Consider the following 15,017-nt stretch of genomic DNA (forward strand, 5'->3'; position numbering starts at 1 on the left):
AGCGCGGTTGAACGCAACATTTCCATCGCCTGTGACGCCGTGAACCTGAAATACGTTCTTCGCCAAATCAAGACCAATGGTGCAGGAGCCATCCACAAAGCCGACGACCGCTCAGAGCCCTTCTCTGTCATTTGATAGCGAAACAGGAACTGGTTATAACGGCCCAAAATCGCTATTCAGCCAGTGCTCGCATTGCTGTGGTGCAGCTAGTTAAAACGGACATTCAAGACATTGAGCCGTGCATGACTTGCCGAAAGCGGATCTGCCAGATTTCTCAGAAAACGCTAACCAAAACTATTGACCAGAAATCCTCCTTTATCAAACTACCCTAAGCTGTTGCACATGCGTTGATGTCAGATATTTGAGGTGTGCGGTGCGTCGCACCGTGCACACGCGATCATCGATGCCCTGCTGCGCTAACTGCTGCAACACGTCGCGGCGCAATTGTTTGGCGACATATTTCGTTTCATCGAGAGATTTGACATTTAGCGCTTTACCCACAGCCCTTTGGATAGCCGCTTTGATGTCCGCCAAGCCCATGCCATAGGCAGAAAGAATGCCCGAAAATGGATGTATTAGCACCGTGCGCATGCCCAACCGATCAGCAACAGCGCAAGCATGTTGTCCGCCCGCACCCCCAAAACAGGTCAGGGCGTATTTTGAAATGTCATAACCGCGCTGAACAGAGATTTTCTTGACCGCATTCGCCATGTTCTCAACAGCGATTTTTAAGAAGCCTTCGGCGGCCTCTTCGGGACTCTCCAAACCTGCCTGTTTTGCGATCGCGCTAAACTTTTCACGCACAGCTTCCTGGTCTAATGGTTGATCCTGATTGGGGCCAAATATTAAGGGGAAGTATTGAGGCTGCACTTTGTTGAGCATTACGTTCGCATCGGTTACCGCCAAAGGACCGCCACGACGATAGCTTGCGGGACCAGGATTTGCGCCTGCGGAATGGGGACCAACCGTAAACCGCCGGCCGTCAAACTCAAGGATTGAACCGCCACCAGCTGCAACGGTATGGATTTTCATCATCGGCGCGCGCATACGCACACCCGCGACTTCGGTTTCAAAGTCCTTTTCAAATTCGCCATTGAAATGAGCCACGTCGGTTGACGTGCCACCCATGTCAAAGCCAATGATTTTTTCAAAACCGGCAAGCCTGCTGGTTTCCACCGCACCTACAATGCCGCCAGCGGGACCGGAAAGGATCGCATCGCGTCCTTGGAACATATGGGCGGCAGTTAGCCCGCCAGATGACATCATAAACATCAGTTTTAAGTCGGTGTTTTCTGTGTCGAGCTCTGATGCGACCCGATCCACATAGCGGCGTAAAATCGGAGACAGATAAGCATCTACAACCGTGGTATCGCCTCGGCCAACAAACTTGATCAGGGGTGAGACTTTATGGCTGGCTGAAACTTGGGTGAAGCCAACTTCTTGTGCAATAAGTGCCGCTTTTCGTTCATGGTCGGGATATTGAAACGCGTGCATAAAGACGATTGCGACAGCACGTATGCCATTGTCGAACGCGTCTTGCAAAGCAATTTTTGTGGCTTCAGGGTCGAAGTTTTCACTCTCAGTGCCGTCAGCCAGTACCCGACCAGGAACTTCTTCAACTTGCTCATATAACAATTCAGGCTTCTTAATTTCGCGATCAAAAAGCTTCGGACGTGCCTGATATCCAATTTCCAAAGCGTCCGCGAATCCCTTGTTGGTGAGAAAAAGGACGCGATCGCCTTTTCTTTCAAGCAATGCATTTGTGGCCACTGTGGTGCCCATTTTCACCGTCGCTATCTTTTCAGATGGGATCGGCTCACCACTTTTAAGTCCCAACATGTCGCGAATGCCCTGCAGCGCCGCATCTGGGTAAGCCTCTGGATTTTCAGATAAAAGTTTGTGTGGGCGCAACTCTCCGGTGGGCGTACGGGCCACGATATCTGTAAATGTGCCACCCCTATCAATCCAAAAATCCCAACGTCCACTCACAAGTTCACCTCCCGTATGAAATTCCAATTTGCTATTGCTTTATTGATAATTTGCTGACATTTTGTCAATGTAACATGATCACTTTTTTTCTGTCGGTGAAGTGTTAGACTAGATTTGAGTGGATATTTGGAGGAACAAATGAACAAGATTTTTAAGGTGGCCGCGGCCGCCGCAATTATTAGTGCAAGTGCAACGTCTTTCAGCTTTGCTGAAGATTGGGATATGCCGACGCCTTATCCTGACAAGACATTTCACACAGTAAACATCCAACAGTTTGCTGATGAGGTGCGTGAAGCAACTGGCGGCAAGCTGAACATCAAGCTGCATACTGCTGGCTCTTTGATTAAACATGGCGAAATCAAAAACTCAGTGCGCAACAAGATTGTGCCAGCTGGCGAATTCTTTTTGTCACTGTTGGCCAACGAAGATCCAGCATTTGGCATTGATTCACTGCCATTGGTTGCCACCAGCTACCAAGATGCAGCGCGTCTTTGGGAGGCACAAAAACCTGTTGTTGAGGAACTATTGGCCAAGCAGCGCTTGATGCCCTTGTTCTCTGTGCCGTGGCCGCCACAAGGGTTGTACACCAAGAAGGAAATCAAAACAGTTGAAGACCTCAGCGGTTTGAAATTCCGTTCGTACAATGCGAACCTTGAAAAATTTGCAACCATGGTTGGCGCAGCCCCAACACAAGTTGAGGCACCGGACATTGCTCAGGCGTTTGCAACTGGCCAAGTTGAGGCGATGATCACTTCACCTTCCACAGGCGCAAACTCTAAAGCTTGGGATTTCATCTCGCACTACTCACCAATTAATGCTTGGGTGCCTAAAAACATCGTTGTGGTGAATATGGCCGCATTCAAAGCACTTGATGCAGACACGCAAGCTGCGGTTCTTAAGGCGGCTGCCGATGCAGAACAACGCGGTTGGAACATGAGCCAGCGCGAAGCAGAAGAAAAGACGCAAGTTCTCGCAGATAATGGCGTTGTCATAGTTGAGCCATCTGTTGAGCTAAAATCGGGCCTTGGCAAAGTCGGTGCTGAGTTGCTCCAAGACTGGCGGGCGAGTTCAACACCTGCAGCAGATGCAATTGTTGACGTTTATTTCAAATAAATAATCCGCAAGCGGGCGACGAATCTCTTTGTTGCCCGTTTGTTTTTTTGGGAGGGGAAAACCGTTGCGTACAGTTTTGGACCGAATCTACTTGGCAGCAGGAAGTCTGTCCGCCATTTGCATATTGGCAATATGCGCCATCGTGACCATGCAGGTGGCCTTCAATTTAATCACCAAGTTATTAGGCACACAGTTCGCCTATACAATTCCCTCATATGCAGACTTTGCAGGCTTTCTGTTAGCCGCAGCCTCGTTCTTGGCGCTCAGCTATACGCTTAAACATGATGGACACATCCGCGTGACCCTGTTTCGTGACATGATTAAGGGCCCGATTGGACACCTGATCGAAATCGTCACACTTTTGATTTGCGCCGCCGGTGCTGCCTTTATGACTTACTCAATGTTTGGCCATCTGATGGAGTCGATCGAATATAGCGATGTTTCAACAGGCATCGTTCCAATTCCTTTATGGATTCCGCAAAGTGCGTTGTTGCTCGGTTTGGCCTTGTTCGCACTAGCCCTGATCGACAATACCGTGGTCGCAATTATGGGCAAAAAGGCCTCAAGCCCGATTGATAACATTGAAGAGGAACACCATGATGTCTGAGCTGATGATGATGGTTGTTCTGGTCGGCGCGCTGTTTACGATGTTGGCGATGGGTATGTGGGTTGGGTTCGCGCTCACCTTAACGGGTGCTTTGGGCATGGTGATGTTCACCTCAGCGCCGTTGGGGCCAATTCTGGCCACCACATTTTGGGGGCATAGTCATTCCTGGGCGCTTGCTGCCTTACCACTATTTATTCTTATGGGCGAAATATTGCTCCGGTCGCGATTGTCGGAAGACATGTTTACCGGCCTGACGCCCTGGCTTGGCAAAGTGCCAGGCAAATTGCTGCATGTGAATATCTTGGGTTGTGCAATTTTCGCAGCTGTTTCGGGCTCGTCCGCCGCCACCGCTGCAACCATCGGTAAAATGAGCGTGCCAGAACTAAAAAAACGCGGCTATCCGGACAGTTTGATTTTGGGCACCCTTGCAGGGTCGGCCACATTGGGGCTGTTGATCCCCCCTTCGATCATTTTGATTGTATATGGAGTTTCAACTGAACAATCGATTGCACGGTTGTTCATCGCTGGCATTTTGCCGGGCATTATGTTGGTGGGCATGTTCGCCGCCTACATCGCAGCAATTGCTTTGTTGAAGCCCGAAATTTTTCCAAAAGAGGTGTTGAACTTCTCTTTCATGGAAAAGCTCAAAGCATCCAAACGACTATTACCCGTGCTCGCATTGATTGCCGGCGTAATTGGCTCGATATATGCTGGAATCGCATCGCCGACGGACGCAGCCGCTGTAGGCGTAGTTTTGTCGCTTGTTTTGGCATGGTCTTCAGGCTCATTGAGCTGGGACATGTTCAAACAAAGTGCCATGAACGCAACCATCACGTCATGCATGATTGCCTTCATATTAGCTGGTGCAGCATTCCTTACTGTGTCGATGGGGTTCACGGGCATTCCGCGCAACCTTGCAAGCTGGATTGACACGCTCAATCTAGGCCCTTGGGCATTGTTGGCCGCACTGACGGTTTTCTTTGTGGTCTTGGGTTGCTTTTTGGATGGCATTTCAGTTGTGGTTCTCACAACTGCAATCATCATGCCGATGATCGATGCAGCAGGCATCGATCCTTTGTGGTTCGGTATCTATTTGGTGATTGTTGTGGAAATGAGCCAGATCACTCCGCCGGTTGGATTTAACCTATTTGTAATCCAGGGATTAACGGGCGACAACATCTTCAAAATCGCCAAGGCAGCACTACCGTTTTTCTTCTTACTACTTGGCGCAGTTGTTCTTATCAGCATTTTTCCGCAAATCGTCACGGCACTGCCTAACCTAATGCGGGGGTGACGACTATAACGAGGACGCTGCGCGTGAGGCTTGATCATAAAGGCCAGATAGCGTCCTCATCATGGCGGCCATCTCACTCAAATGATCTTTGTCGGCTTCGAGGTGATTTAGACTATCAAGCAAACATTGCTCGCGAATTTCTCTGTATTTGTCGCAAAGCTCAAAACCGATTTTTGTCGTCGAGTAAAACATTTCCTTGCCGCGTTTTTCTCCGCGAACCAGCTCCGCTTTGACAAGTTTTTTAAGTGCGTAATTAACAGTATGGCTGTCGTCAATATTAAGAAGGAAGCAGATATCTGTTAGTCGCTTTTGTCGTTCTCGATGATTGACATTATGCAGCACCAGAATTTCCAATGATGACAACTCAGGATAACCACTAGCAATCATGCATTTAGCCATCCAACGGTTGAAACCGTTATACGCAATAATCAAACCGTACTCGAATTCGGAAAGCTGCCAGCCTTCTGATGATGCCAAATGTCTTGACGAGACAATTCTACGTTTTTTCATACACAAAAACTAATCCAAATTTGAAGCCATTACAAGTTTTTGGCAGCAATATGCATATATTTTACAAACAGTTTGCACTCAAATTGGCTTTATTGTTCCGTCATACTCACGCCCATACTTTACAATGCAAGCTGCACCGGTTCAAACGAGCACACCCTCAGATGTCGCATTTGTCGATAGTCGGCCACCTTTTCATCAGCGCCGCGATTGATCATCGCATGAAACAAGTTGGCAGGATCATAGTGCCGCTTGGTTTCTATGATGAATACGAGCGCCATATTCCTTTGACCAACCAACAGCAACTTTGATGCTCCACGAGACCGATCTATTTTGAATTTATCGGATTGGATTGAGCACTAAGCCGATGTCTGGACACTGTATCCCGTCAGGCAATGCATTTCGTTTCGAGACATGCACAACAATTGCCACAATACAAACTGTGCAAGTATGAGCAATTCTGAACCTAGTTCACAGGCTTTGGCTGTTTCTTCGCTGGTCCCTTGATTTTATCCAGTGCATTCTCGGGCACTTCTGAGCCATCATATAGACCTAAGAAAATGCCTTTTCCCAATGCCTGGCCGCGCAGTTTTTGAATTTCGTCGTCTGAAATGGAGGTGCGCTGAGACTGGCGACGCGCCCATTTGCCCAGGCGGTCGTACATCATGTCTATGATGTGCTGATGATCTTTGCTTTCGCCCAAGTCGTAAAATTCCTCTGGATCGTTTTGGAGATCAAATAGCATTGGGCGCAAACCACCTTCTGCATGAACAAATTTCCACCTCTTATCGGCAACCATCATCAAACGGCACTCACTGGGTTTTAGGCCAAGTTTTGTTGCGGCGTTAGACGTTGAATAGTCATATTCGCTTACGGCAAACTCGCGCCAATCTTTGGGCATATTGTTATGCATAATTGGCAGCAGAGAACGTCCCTCCAATATATGGTTTGGGACTTTCGCGCCGAATGTTTCCATAAACGTTGGCACCAAGTCGATTGCCTCAACAAGGTCGTCGCAGACTGTCCCGCGAGTTGCATCTGCGTCTTCACTAGGGTCGAAAATAATCATTGGCACCTTTACGGAACACTCGTGGAACAAGTCCTTTTCACCCAACCAGTGATCACCCAAATAGTCGCCATGATCAGACGTGATCACAATCATGGTCTCATCCATTTGCCCGGTTTCTTCTAGGTAAGCGAAAAGTCGTCCCATTTGATCATTGCATTGTTTAATAAGGCCCATATAGGCTGGGATTACTTTTTGGCGCACTTCTTCACGGGAGAACGATTGGCCAATTTGATTGTCCATATATGCTCGATAAACGGGATGCGGGTTTTGTTTTTCTGCATCGCTCTTATTGGATGGTATGACATGGCGTTCGTCATACATCGCGTGATAGGGTTCCGGTACGATATAGGGCCAATGTGGTTTGATATAGGACACATGGCACAGCCAAGGCTTATCGCTATTTCGCCGGTCTTGCATGAACTTGATCGTTTCACTCGTCAGCCAAGGCGTCTCGGAATCTGGCTCATCAATATTGGCGGGCAAGTCAGCATTATGCATCAACCAGCCGGATGCTAAATCTCCGTTAGCATCAGCTGCTGCGTTGGCAAAATCATGCCATGGGTTTTCGCCGGCATAGCCTTTTGATTTCAGATACTCATTGTAGGGCGAACGCTTCTTGTCATAAAATCCATCATTGCCCTCTGCCCACAATCCGTCGTCGCGGATCACAACATCAAATCCACATTCTGATTGGCGCGCGCCGATAACGCTGTCCGGGGTAATTCCAAGACGTTCAAGCCCCTTCACATCTGCTTCCATGTGCGTTTTACCGATCAAGAAACAGTCAACGCCTGCAGCCCTCAAATGGTCGCCCATGGTGAACTCACCCACACGCAAGGGGAAATTGTTGCGTTGTGCCCCGTGCGAATGGACATAACGCCCGGTGTAATAACTCATGCGAGAAGACCCACAAATCGGGGACTGTACGTAAGCGCGCGTGAACCGCACCCCTTTAGAAGCGAGCCTGTCAATATGAGGGGTTTGAAGGTGGGGGTGCCCTTGGCAGCTCAAATAGTCAAACCGCAACTGGTCAAACATGATGAAGAGGATATTTTTTGCATTTTTTGTCATATTGGCCTCTTGCTTTTACTTTTGTTTTGTTCGTCTGCGACCCCGCATCCCCAACCACCAAATCGTTATGACGGATAGAATGAAGAATGCTAATGCGAGCGGGTGATTGATCAAGTTTAAAAGGTTGCCATCCAAAAGCACAAGCGTCTGAGACAGTGAAATTTCAAATCTCGGGCCGAGGAAAAACGCGATGATGAAAATGACGGTAGAAAATCCAAACATGTTCATTCCAAAGCCTAGTCCTGCAAAGATTAGCATAATCGCGACGCCAAACAGGCCGCCCGTGGAAAGAGAGACACCAACAATACACAGCAAAATTGCAGCGGAAAAAATTACCGATTCTGGTGCCGACACGACTCGACTCCATAGGCGCAGCCCGAACTGTCCCAGGATCAAATTCGCGACGTTTGCCATCACCATTGCTCCAAATAGCCCATAAACTAGCCGTCCTTGTTGTTCGAACAATAAAGGACCAGGTTGAATGCCATGAATGACAAAAGCACTGATGATCAAGGCAGCACCAACGCTTCCCGGAATACCCAGCGTGAGCAGTGGAATAAGATTTGCACCCATCACCGCGGAGTTCGCACTTTCTGCCGCAGCAATACCTTGGAGATTGCCCTTGCCAAAGCTTTCTGGATTTTTTGCCGATTGTTTCGTTGCCGCATAAGACATAAAAGCCGCCGCTGTTGACCCAATGCCCGGCAATGCACCCAAAACCGTACCTATGGCGGCGCCGCGCAACATGGTCACCCGACAGGCCCAGTATTCAGCCCAACTTATGCGTTTGTCTTCTTTTGTGAGGCTTGCATCATAGTCGATTGCGGGGCGAACGGTTCCAGAATTGGACGCGAGGCGGCGCAACACCTCAGAAATAGCAAGCATGCCAATAGCAACAGATGCCAAGGGAAGCCCATCATATAGCTCAAACCAACCGAAATAAAATCGCGGTGTTGAATGTTCTGGGTCCAAGCCAACCGTTGCACACAAGAGCCCAAGTGCCGCCGCAATAATGCCCTTTGGTATAGATTTTCCGATAAGACCTGAGATCACAGAAAAGGCAAAAATCATCAATGCGAAAATTTCAATCGGGCCCATCTTCAGCGCAACAATAGCGAGTGGTGCAGCAACCGTAATCAACACAATATCACTTATTGTATCGCCTGTGACGGACGCATAGAGCGCCATTTTAGTTGCTTTTTGCGGCTTGCCTTGTTTGGCAAGGGGATAACCGTCTAGGGCCGTGGCAGCAGCGTCTGGTGTGCCTGGCGTATTGATCAGCACAGCGGGAATTGCGCCACCAACCAATCCACCTTTGTTGATGCCAACCAAAAACGCTATGGCGGGCAAAGGGTCAATTACAAATGTGAAGGGGATCGCGATCGCCATGGCCATTACGGGGCCAATGCCCGGAATGGCGCCCACCAACTGGCCTAGTGCAACGCCAGCGATGACAAACAACAAATTGTTGAGCGTAAACGCATCGGCAAAGCCCGCAAGAATTGTACTTAAGTCGACCATTTGGCCTCTTTCATATTACGGCAATGGCCGCGACAACAAAAACTCTATGAAGAACCAAATGGCAAATGGAACAACAACTGCGCCAGCGAACAGCCATGGCCACCGACGTTCACCTAACAATATCATGATGATTGCCGCCAAAATCGGCGCAACCCGCAAATAGCCAAAATACGAAATTGCAAACAGGCTCGCCACGATCACAAGAAAGTAAACTGCCGCCTTGCTGATCAACAAGAAACTTGGCGTTGAGGGTTCACTTGAAGAAACAGAAAGGCCGATGCCTGCAACGATCAAAACCCAAGCTAAAATGTCAGGCAATGTATTGGGTCGCATCCATCCGTAATCAACAGTTTCTGTCGCCAACGGCGTGATCCAAACCAACAATGCCGCACCGAACAGAATTGAACAAAACCCTGCAATTCGATCAGATGTAATGGTCATAAAACTTCACCTTTAAAGTAGAGCACGACATTGCCGTGCTCTAATAAAGATTATTTGAACAGTCCGCGAACGCTGCTTAGCCCGTCATTTAGCATTTTTGTGGTGCCATCCGGCCCCAAGTTTTGCACAGTCGTCAGCATCGCGTTTTCGACGATGGTGCGTACTTTTTCAGAATTAACAGCTTTAGCAATCGCATCTGAAATGGCGGTTTTTGCTTCAGCTGAAATGCCACCAGGTGCTGCAAAATAGAAGTATGGATCTACATAAAGATCAAAGCCTTGCTCACGCAGAGTGGCAATATCTTGAGCATAAGAATGACGACCATCATTCGCACTCGCGAGCATTTTGACGTCGCCTTTTTCTAAGTACTGGATGTGGGACCCAGCATTGAACGAAGCCATAACTTGGCCCCCCAAAACGAACTGCAACATCTCAGCAGAACTTTTCGTCGAGATCAGCTTAAAGTTAGCGTCGGTTTGCTCATTGATTGCGCGTAGAATTAGCTCTTGCGGTTTAGCGTCAAATGCCACCGGTACACCGCCATTGGCCTTGGAATAATCCACAAGCCCTTTCATGTCCGCAAAAGGAGCGTCTGCCTTGGCAATAATTGCTAACTGTGCCCGTGTTACCGTGCCCAAATACTCAAAGCTATCTAGCTTGAACGGCAGTTTGTCACCACGCAAAATTAGGTTGATCAGAATAGGCATGCTCACGCCCAGTGCGATTACTGACCCATCGGGTTTTTCGTTTACCAACCCTGTAAACATAGCGACACCGCCGCCGCCAGGTTTGTTCTGAGGCACGATGCTCCAGCCTGTTTGCTCTTCCATAACTGATGCGATGACCCGACCTAGCGTGTCGGTTTCTCCGCCAGCACCAAATCCAATTTGCATTTCAATTGGACCCGATGGTGCCCAATCATTGCCAAGAGCTGGTGCCGTTGCCAGACCAAGGCCCGCGACAATTCCAAGAATTGCGTTTTTTAACATATCAATTTCCTCCCTTTGCGCGCCGCAATTTTTGCTACGCGATCATATGAAGCGGGCAAATCGAATATTGACTAACCCGCCTTTTGAGACAATTCTTGATTTGCGAGCAGAGACGCATTTGCAATTCGCTCCGCCATTTCCAAGAATTGTTCTCGTTCCTGAGGTGAGAGCGCAGCATCAATAGACGCATGATAGTTCGTGACGATCGGTTGCACTCGATCAAAACTTGCCTGTCCAGCATCACTCAATGCAAAGATACGTGCGCGACGATCAAACTGCGCTTGCCGCGATATAATCAGACCACGGTCTTCAAGCTTCATCAAAGCACGACTAATTTGTCCCTGCTCCATGCCAGCAAAATCCACCAAATCCTTTTGGGTCGGATTTTCTCTTTGCGAAATACACAAGCAAATTCGCCATTCTACAAGTCCAAGCTTGCTGTTGTTCGAAAGTAACGTGCTAATTTGCGATTTTAGCAAACGCGCCAAACGCTGGCCCGCGACCGACAATAGGCTCGAATGAACAGGTATCTTGTCGATTGCCAATAAGGAGTCTTTTTCAGACTGCCAAATGGAACTTTTCTCACTCATATTTTCATCCCTCGCACTTTAATTACATGACTTATCATTTAATGACAAGTCATGTAATTTGATCGTCGTTATCCCTTGCGCCTTTCGCATTATGTTCAATTGATGAGATTTCAACCAAATAGGGCGGTAAGCGAACCACGCGGCATTTGCTCAAGATATATCTTTTGGTCATTTGGAACCATTTGGCGCTTGGTGCGTTTACCTGACACAGACGAAAGGAACACAGTATGTCAAATGACAAAGAAACAGTTGTTGTAACCAATCATAATTCTGCAGGTTGGTTTGTCGCAGCAATCGCAGTGATGGCGGTGCTTGTTATGGGCTACTTGGCTTACACTGGATACTTCAGTAACTCGGAACAAGTTTCCATTGAGCTGAAAGTTCCTGAGGTTCTAACGCCTAGCGAATAAAAGAACCTAAAAATCTGACCTCCTCCAATATTACACCTCCAAATCTACACTTAGCCATGCGTTTACCAGTAATCGGGACGCATGGTTTTTCTTTTTTATCAATGAGTTAGCAAATATTTTTTGGAACAAAGTCGCTTTAGTCGCGTTACTTCCCCGAACCATGCAGAGCACATCGTGAAGTATGAGTTAAGAGGACGGAAACGACCAATAACGTGTTGAAATAATAAATCAAAAAATTCTGACTATTTGGGAACCATTCGGCTTCTCAATCATTTCAACAACAGCCAACCGCTAATAAGAAAAAATTGAATATAAGGAGAATAGATATGACACATAAACTTCTAACAACAACGGCTCTTATAGCGCTTTTGACAAGCACTGCGGTAGCAGACAATCACACGATTTTGAGCACAGACTTAAATGCTGATAGCGCGACTAAAACAACCATTGAGACAGACGGCACTTCGGTGGATGCAACGACTGATGTTGATGTGAACGCGCAAGTCGGTGTTGAGGCAGAAAAATCTGACACCGAAACAGACGCGACGATGAAGGCCAAAGAAGTTGTGACAGATGCCGCAACTAAGCCATCGAACGCAGTAGCCAGCTCCACGAAATCGATGGATAAGGTTGCAGTATCAATGAGCGGTGAAGCTGTACTTGCATCAAATTTGATCGGCAAGAAAGTTTACGGGTCTGCTACTACAGACGCTGAGGTTTACGGCGACGTTAATGACATCGTGATGGATGCGAACGGCAACGCTGAATGGGTTATTGTTGGTGTCGGTGGGTTCTTAGGACTTGGCGAAAAAGAAGTCGCTTTGTCAATCGAGCAAATTGACTGGGTTGACCGCGACGGTGAACGCGTTGTGATTACAAATGCAACCAAAGCAGAACTTGAAGCCGCTGCTAATTTGGACCGGGATGCGCTTGTTAACAACGAAGAGTTTAAAGACAACGAGTTTTCTTGGACCGACGAAGGCAAGAAACGCATCGACGACATGAAAAATTGGGACTGGGAACACGCTCAGCTTAAAACAGTTGCTTATGCAGATGTAAGCGCTGGTACTCTGTTGGGTGCGCGGGTTACAGGACCGGATCGCGAAGATGTAGGTGAAATTGGTGATGTTCTGTTGAGCAGCGAGAACGAAGTAACAGCGTACATCGTTGATGTAGGCGGGTTCCTTGGTCTTGGTGAAAAGCCAGTGGCACTTAGCACAAACCGCATCCACATTTATCAAAACGCGGAAGGTGACTTGAGCGTGCGTTCAGACTTCACAAAAGAAGAGCTTGAAAACAGCCAAGTTTACGTCGAAGCAGAATATAAAGAAGACCCAGAAAAATTCATTCTGCAATAAATATAATTGCATTTGGAATGAGAGAGGCGCACCCCGGTGCGCCTCTTTTTTTTTGGAACAAACCTTTTTCTCAAGCGTTTAACTATTAGAAAAAGGAGAGAAAACAAATGGCTACTCAACCAGCAAAATCAAGAACTACTGCAAAAAGCCAACCCGACTTGGTGGAAACACTCGAAAAACAAATCGAGAGCCTACAAAGCGACGTCCATGCGCTGATCAAGTCGGTTAATGGTAAAAATGGCGACCCGAGCATCATCGAAACTGCGTCCGAAGCAATTGCTGAAACCACTCAAAAAACTGCTGACGAAGCCGCTGAAGAGATTGAAAAATTCGAGGCGTTGATAAAAGATCAGCCGCTTAAATCTGTGGCCCTTGCTCTTGGCGCTGGTGCAGTTATAGCGCTTCTGATGAGGGGCTAACCCATGTCATCACTTGAAAACCAGTTTCTATCGCGACTCGATCAGCTTGTGTCTACTGCGACAAGCAGAGTTCGCTCAAACACTGTTTTGTTGGTCGCCGCGCTGGCGACCGGCACAACAGCATATATTGCGATCTTAATGGCAATTTGGTTCGCCCTTGTCGAGCGAACCAGCGCTGTTCAAGCTTCGCTTAGTTTAGCTCTAATTACGGCAGTTTTAACATTTGTCTTGATTGGCATTAAGTCCTTCAGAGACCGTCAAAAACAACGCAAACAGACTGAACTGCAATCACAAGTTGTTATGTCGCTTCTACAAACAGTGTTGGGCAAAACAACAAAATCCAATTTGTCAGCAGCCCCGCTTGCTGCAATCGTGGGTTGGGCAATTGCTCGAAAAAGCCAATCTGACCGCAGCTATCGTAAACTCACTCATTAGTTGGGAGCTCGGGTTTCAACCCAAGCTTGGAATTCGGAGCAAATGACATGGATAACCTAACAACAGACGTACGGATGTCTTGGAACCTTTCTTTGGCATTGCTTACCATGTTGCTGGTTGTCCTTAGCAGCGCGACGTTTTTGGTTTTGGGCCAAGTCATTCTCGCTCCCATTTTGCTTTCTATAGTGGTCGGTTTGATGTTCGGCCCCGTTGCGGACAAAATTGAAAGATGGGGTGTGCCGCCATCGATCTCTGGACTTATCATCGTCATACTATTCTCGGTGGCGCTACTTGGCACGTTGACAGCGATCATTTTGCCCCTATCTGGCTGGACAGCGAAACTCCCACTTTTGTGGCAGCGGCTTCAGCAAATGTTTGCTGATTGGGAGGGTGCGTTATCCGCACTAAATGGCGTTAGAGAACGCATAGATACACTGACATTGACCCAGCAGAATGCTGACATGGTTGTGCAACTTGATGAGGGGTCGCCGATCAAAAGCGTCGTGACAATCGCCCCTAAAGTTGTTGCCCAAAACCTTATGTTTCTGGCCAGCTTGTATTTCTTTGTTGCAACGCGAAAACAAATTAAAGCGTCAACGGTTAGCCTTTTTATCTCTCAACAGGCGGGTTATTGCGGTGGCCGAATTTTCCGCGATGTTGAACGCATGGTATCCAAATACCTCATTTCCATATCCATCATAAACTTGGGCGTTGGCATTTGTGTTTCAACGGCTTTATGGGCGATGGGCATACCGGGCGCATTAATGTGGGGCATGCTGGCCGCGTTGCTAAACTACATCACATTTGTGGGCCCTGCGTTGATGCTCACTACACTATTTGCTGTTGGACTAATGTCTTTTGAATCCAGTACCCTGGCTTTGCTTCCAGCTGGTGTTTATCTGGCGATCAACTTCTTCGAATCCCAATTTATAAGCCCGATGGTCATCGGAAAGGCGATGACATTGAACCCCTTTTTGGTCTTTCTCAGCATCACATTTTGGATTTGGGCTTGGGGGCCATTAGGCGGGTTCGTTGCGGTACCATCGCTGATCATCGCCAAAGGGGTGTTGGGTAATTTCAATCGGTTCGCTAAAAAATACCAAGATACTGTGCCGTTAAACCGGAACGAATTAGCACTTCAAACGTTATAATTATGAAGGAGCTGATATGAGGCTCTGGCACGAACTCATTTTCACGAAAAAGA

The 15,017-nt window shown here is 47.8% G+C and carries 14 protein-coding genes and 1 pseudogene; 8 read left to right on the forward strand and 7 right to left on the reverse strand.

The features are described from left to right. Nucleotides 1–357: 357 nt before the first annotated feature. Nucleotides 358–1,989, reverse strand: a pseudogene (locus tag ACSHWX_RS15810) (hydantoinase/oxoprolinase family protein); the annotation flags it as partial. 138 nt (nt 1,990–2,127) lie between these two features. Between ACSHWX_RS15810 and ACSHWX_RS15815 the strand changes: the two are divergent. The 3 genes from ACSHWX_RS15815 to ACSHWX_RS15825 all read left to right on the forward strand — a co-directional run bounded on the left by ACSHWX_RS15815 (nt 2,128) and on the right by ACSHWX_RS15825 (nt 5,003). After that, nucleotides 2,128–3,102, forward strand: coding sequence for a TRAP transporter substrate-binding protein (locus tag ACSHWX_RS15815; RefSeq protein ID WP_435669202.1), 975 nt, complete (start codon nt 2,128–2,130; stop codon nt 3,100–3,102). 64 nt (nt 3,103–3,166) lie between these two features. Beyond that, nucleotides 3,167–3,709 (forward strand): TRAP transporter small permease, encoded by a 543-nt coding sequence (locus tag ACSHWX_RS15820; RefSeq protein WP_435669203.1) that lies wholly within the window; start codon nt 3,167–3,169, stop codon nt 3,707–3,709. Then, a complete protein-coding gene (locus tag ACSHWX_RS15825; RefSeq protein WP_435669204.1) occupies nt 3,702–5,003 on the forward strand; it encodes a TRAP transporter large permease in 1,302 nt (433 codons plus the stop codon). Before ACSHWX_RS15820 ends, ACSHWX_RS15825 begins: the two co-directional genes overlap by 8 nt. A gap of 3 nt (nt 5,004–5,006) precedes the next feature. Here the strand turns inward: ACSHWX_RS15825 and ACSHWX_RS15830 are convergent, their stop codons facing one another. The 6 genes from ACSHWX_RS15830 to ACSHWX_RS15855 form a co-directional block, all read right to left on the reverse strand. Beyond that, nucleotides 5,007–5,513, reverse strand: a complete 507-nt coding sequence (locus ACSHWX_RS15830; RefSeq protein WP_435669205.1) for a winged helix DNA-binding protein — start codon at nt 5,511–5,513, stop codon at nt 5,007–5,009. A gap of 463 nt (nt 5,514–5,976) precedes the next feature. Next, nucleotides 5,977–7,650, reverse strand: a complete 1,674-nt coding sequence (locus ACSHWX_RS15835; protein WP_435669206.1) for an alkaline phosphatase family protein — start codon at nt 7,648–7,650, stop codon at nt 5,977–5,979. Between the two features lie 15 nt (nt 7,651–7,665). Then, nucleotides 7,666–9,171 (reverse strand): tripartite tricarboxylate transporter permease, encoded by a 1,506-nt coding sequence (locus ACSHWX_RS15840; RefSeq protein WP_435669207.1) that lies wholly within the window; start codon nt 9,169–9,171, stop codon nt 7,666–7,668. 15 nt (nt 9,172–9,186) lie between these two features. After that, nucleotides 9,187–9,612, reverse strand: coding sequence for a tripartite tricarboxylate transporter TctB family protein (locus tag ACSHWX_RS15845; protein ID WP_435669208.1), 426 nt, complete (start codon nt 9,610–9,612; stop codon nt 9,187–9,189). Between the two features lie 50 nt (nt 9,613–9,662). Beyond that, a complete protein-coding gene (locus ACSHWX_RS15850) occupies nt 9,663–10,601 on the reverse strand; it encodes a tripartite tricarboxylate transporter substrate binding protein (RefSeq protein WP_435669209.1) in 939 nt (312 codons plus the stop codon). 71 nt (nt 10,602–10,672) lie between these two features. After that, nucleotides 10,673–11,191 (reverse strand): MarR family winged helix-turn-helix transcriptional regulator, encoded by a 519-nt coding sequence (locus tag ACSHWX_RS15855; protein WP_435669210.1) that lies wholly within the window; start codon nt 11,189–11,191, stop codon nt 10,673–10,675. Between the two features lie 227 nt (nt 11,192–11,418). On the opposite strand from ACSHWX_RS15855, the gene ACSHWX_RS15860 reads away from it, so the two are divergent. The 5 genes from ACSHWX_RS15860 to ACSHWX_RS15880 all read left to right on the forward strand — a co-directional run bounded on the left by ACSHWX_RS15860 (nt 11,419) and on the right by ACSHWX_RS15880 (nt 14,964). Further along, the gene (locus ACSHWX_RS15860; protein ID WP_435669211.1) at nt 11,419–11,601 is read left to right on the forward strand and encodes a hypothetical protein; all 183 of its coding nucleotides are present in this window, start codon (nt 11,419–11,421) and stop codon (nt 11,599–11,601) included. 326 nt (nt 11,602–11,927) lie between these two features. Then, nucleotides 11,928–12,959 (forward strand): PRC-barrel domain-containing protein, encoded by a 1,032-nt coding sequence (locus ACSHWX_RS15865; protein ID WP_435669212.1) that lies wholly within the window; start codon nt 11,928–11,930, stop codon nt 12,957–12,959. A 107-nt stretch (nt 12,960–13,066) separates the two neighbouring features. After that, on the forward strand, nt 13,067–13,378 hold the full coding sequence (locus tag ACSHWX_RS15870) for a hypothetical protein (RefSeq protein WP_435669213.1): 312 nt from the start codon (nt 13,067–13,069) through the stop codon (nt 13,376–13,378). A 3-nt stretch (nt 13,379–13,381) separates the two neighbouring features. After that, nucleotides 13,382–13,813 (forward strand): hypothetical protein, encoded by a 432-nt coding sequence (locus tag ACSHWX_RS15875; protein ID WP_435669214.1) that lies wholly within the window; start codon nt 13,382–13,384, stop codon nt 13,811–13,813. Nucleotides 13,814–13,860: 47 nt separating this feature from the next. Further along, on the forward strand, nt 13,861–14,964 hold the full coding sequence (locus tag ACSHWX_RS15880; protein WP_435669215.1) for an AI-2E family transporter: 1,104 nt from the start codon (nt 13,861–13,863) through the stop codon (nt 14,962–14,964). The last annotated feature ends 53 nt before the right edge of the window (nt 14,965–15,017 follow it).

Source organism: Maritalea sp. (genome assembly GCF_051251695.1).
In the GTDB taxonomy this organism is placed as follows: Bacteria; Pseudomonadota; Alphaproteobacteria; order Rhizobiales; family Devosiaceae; genus Maritalea.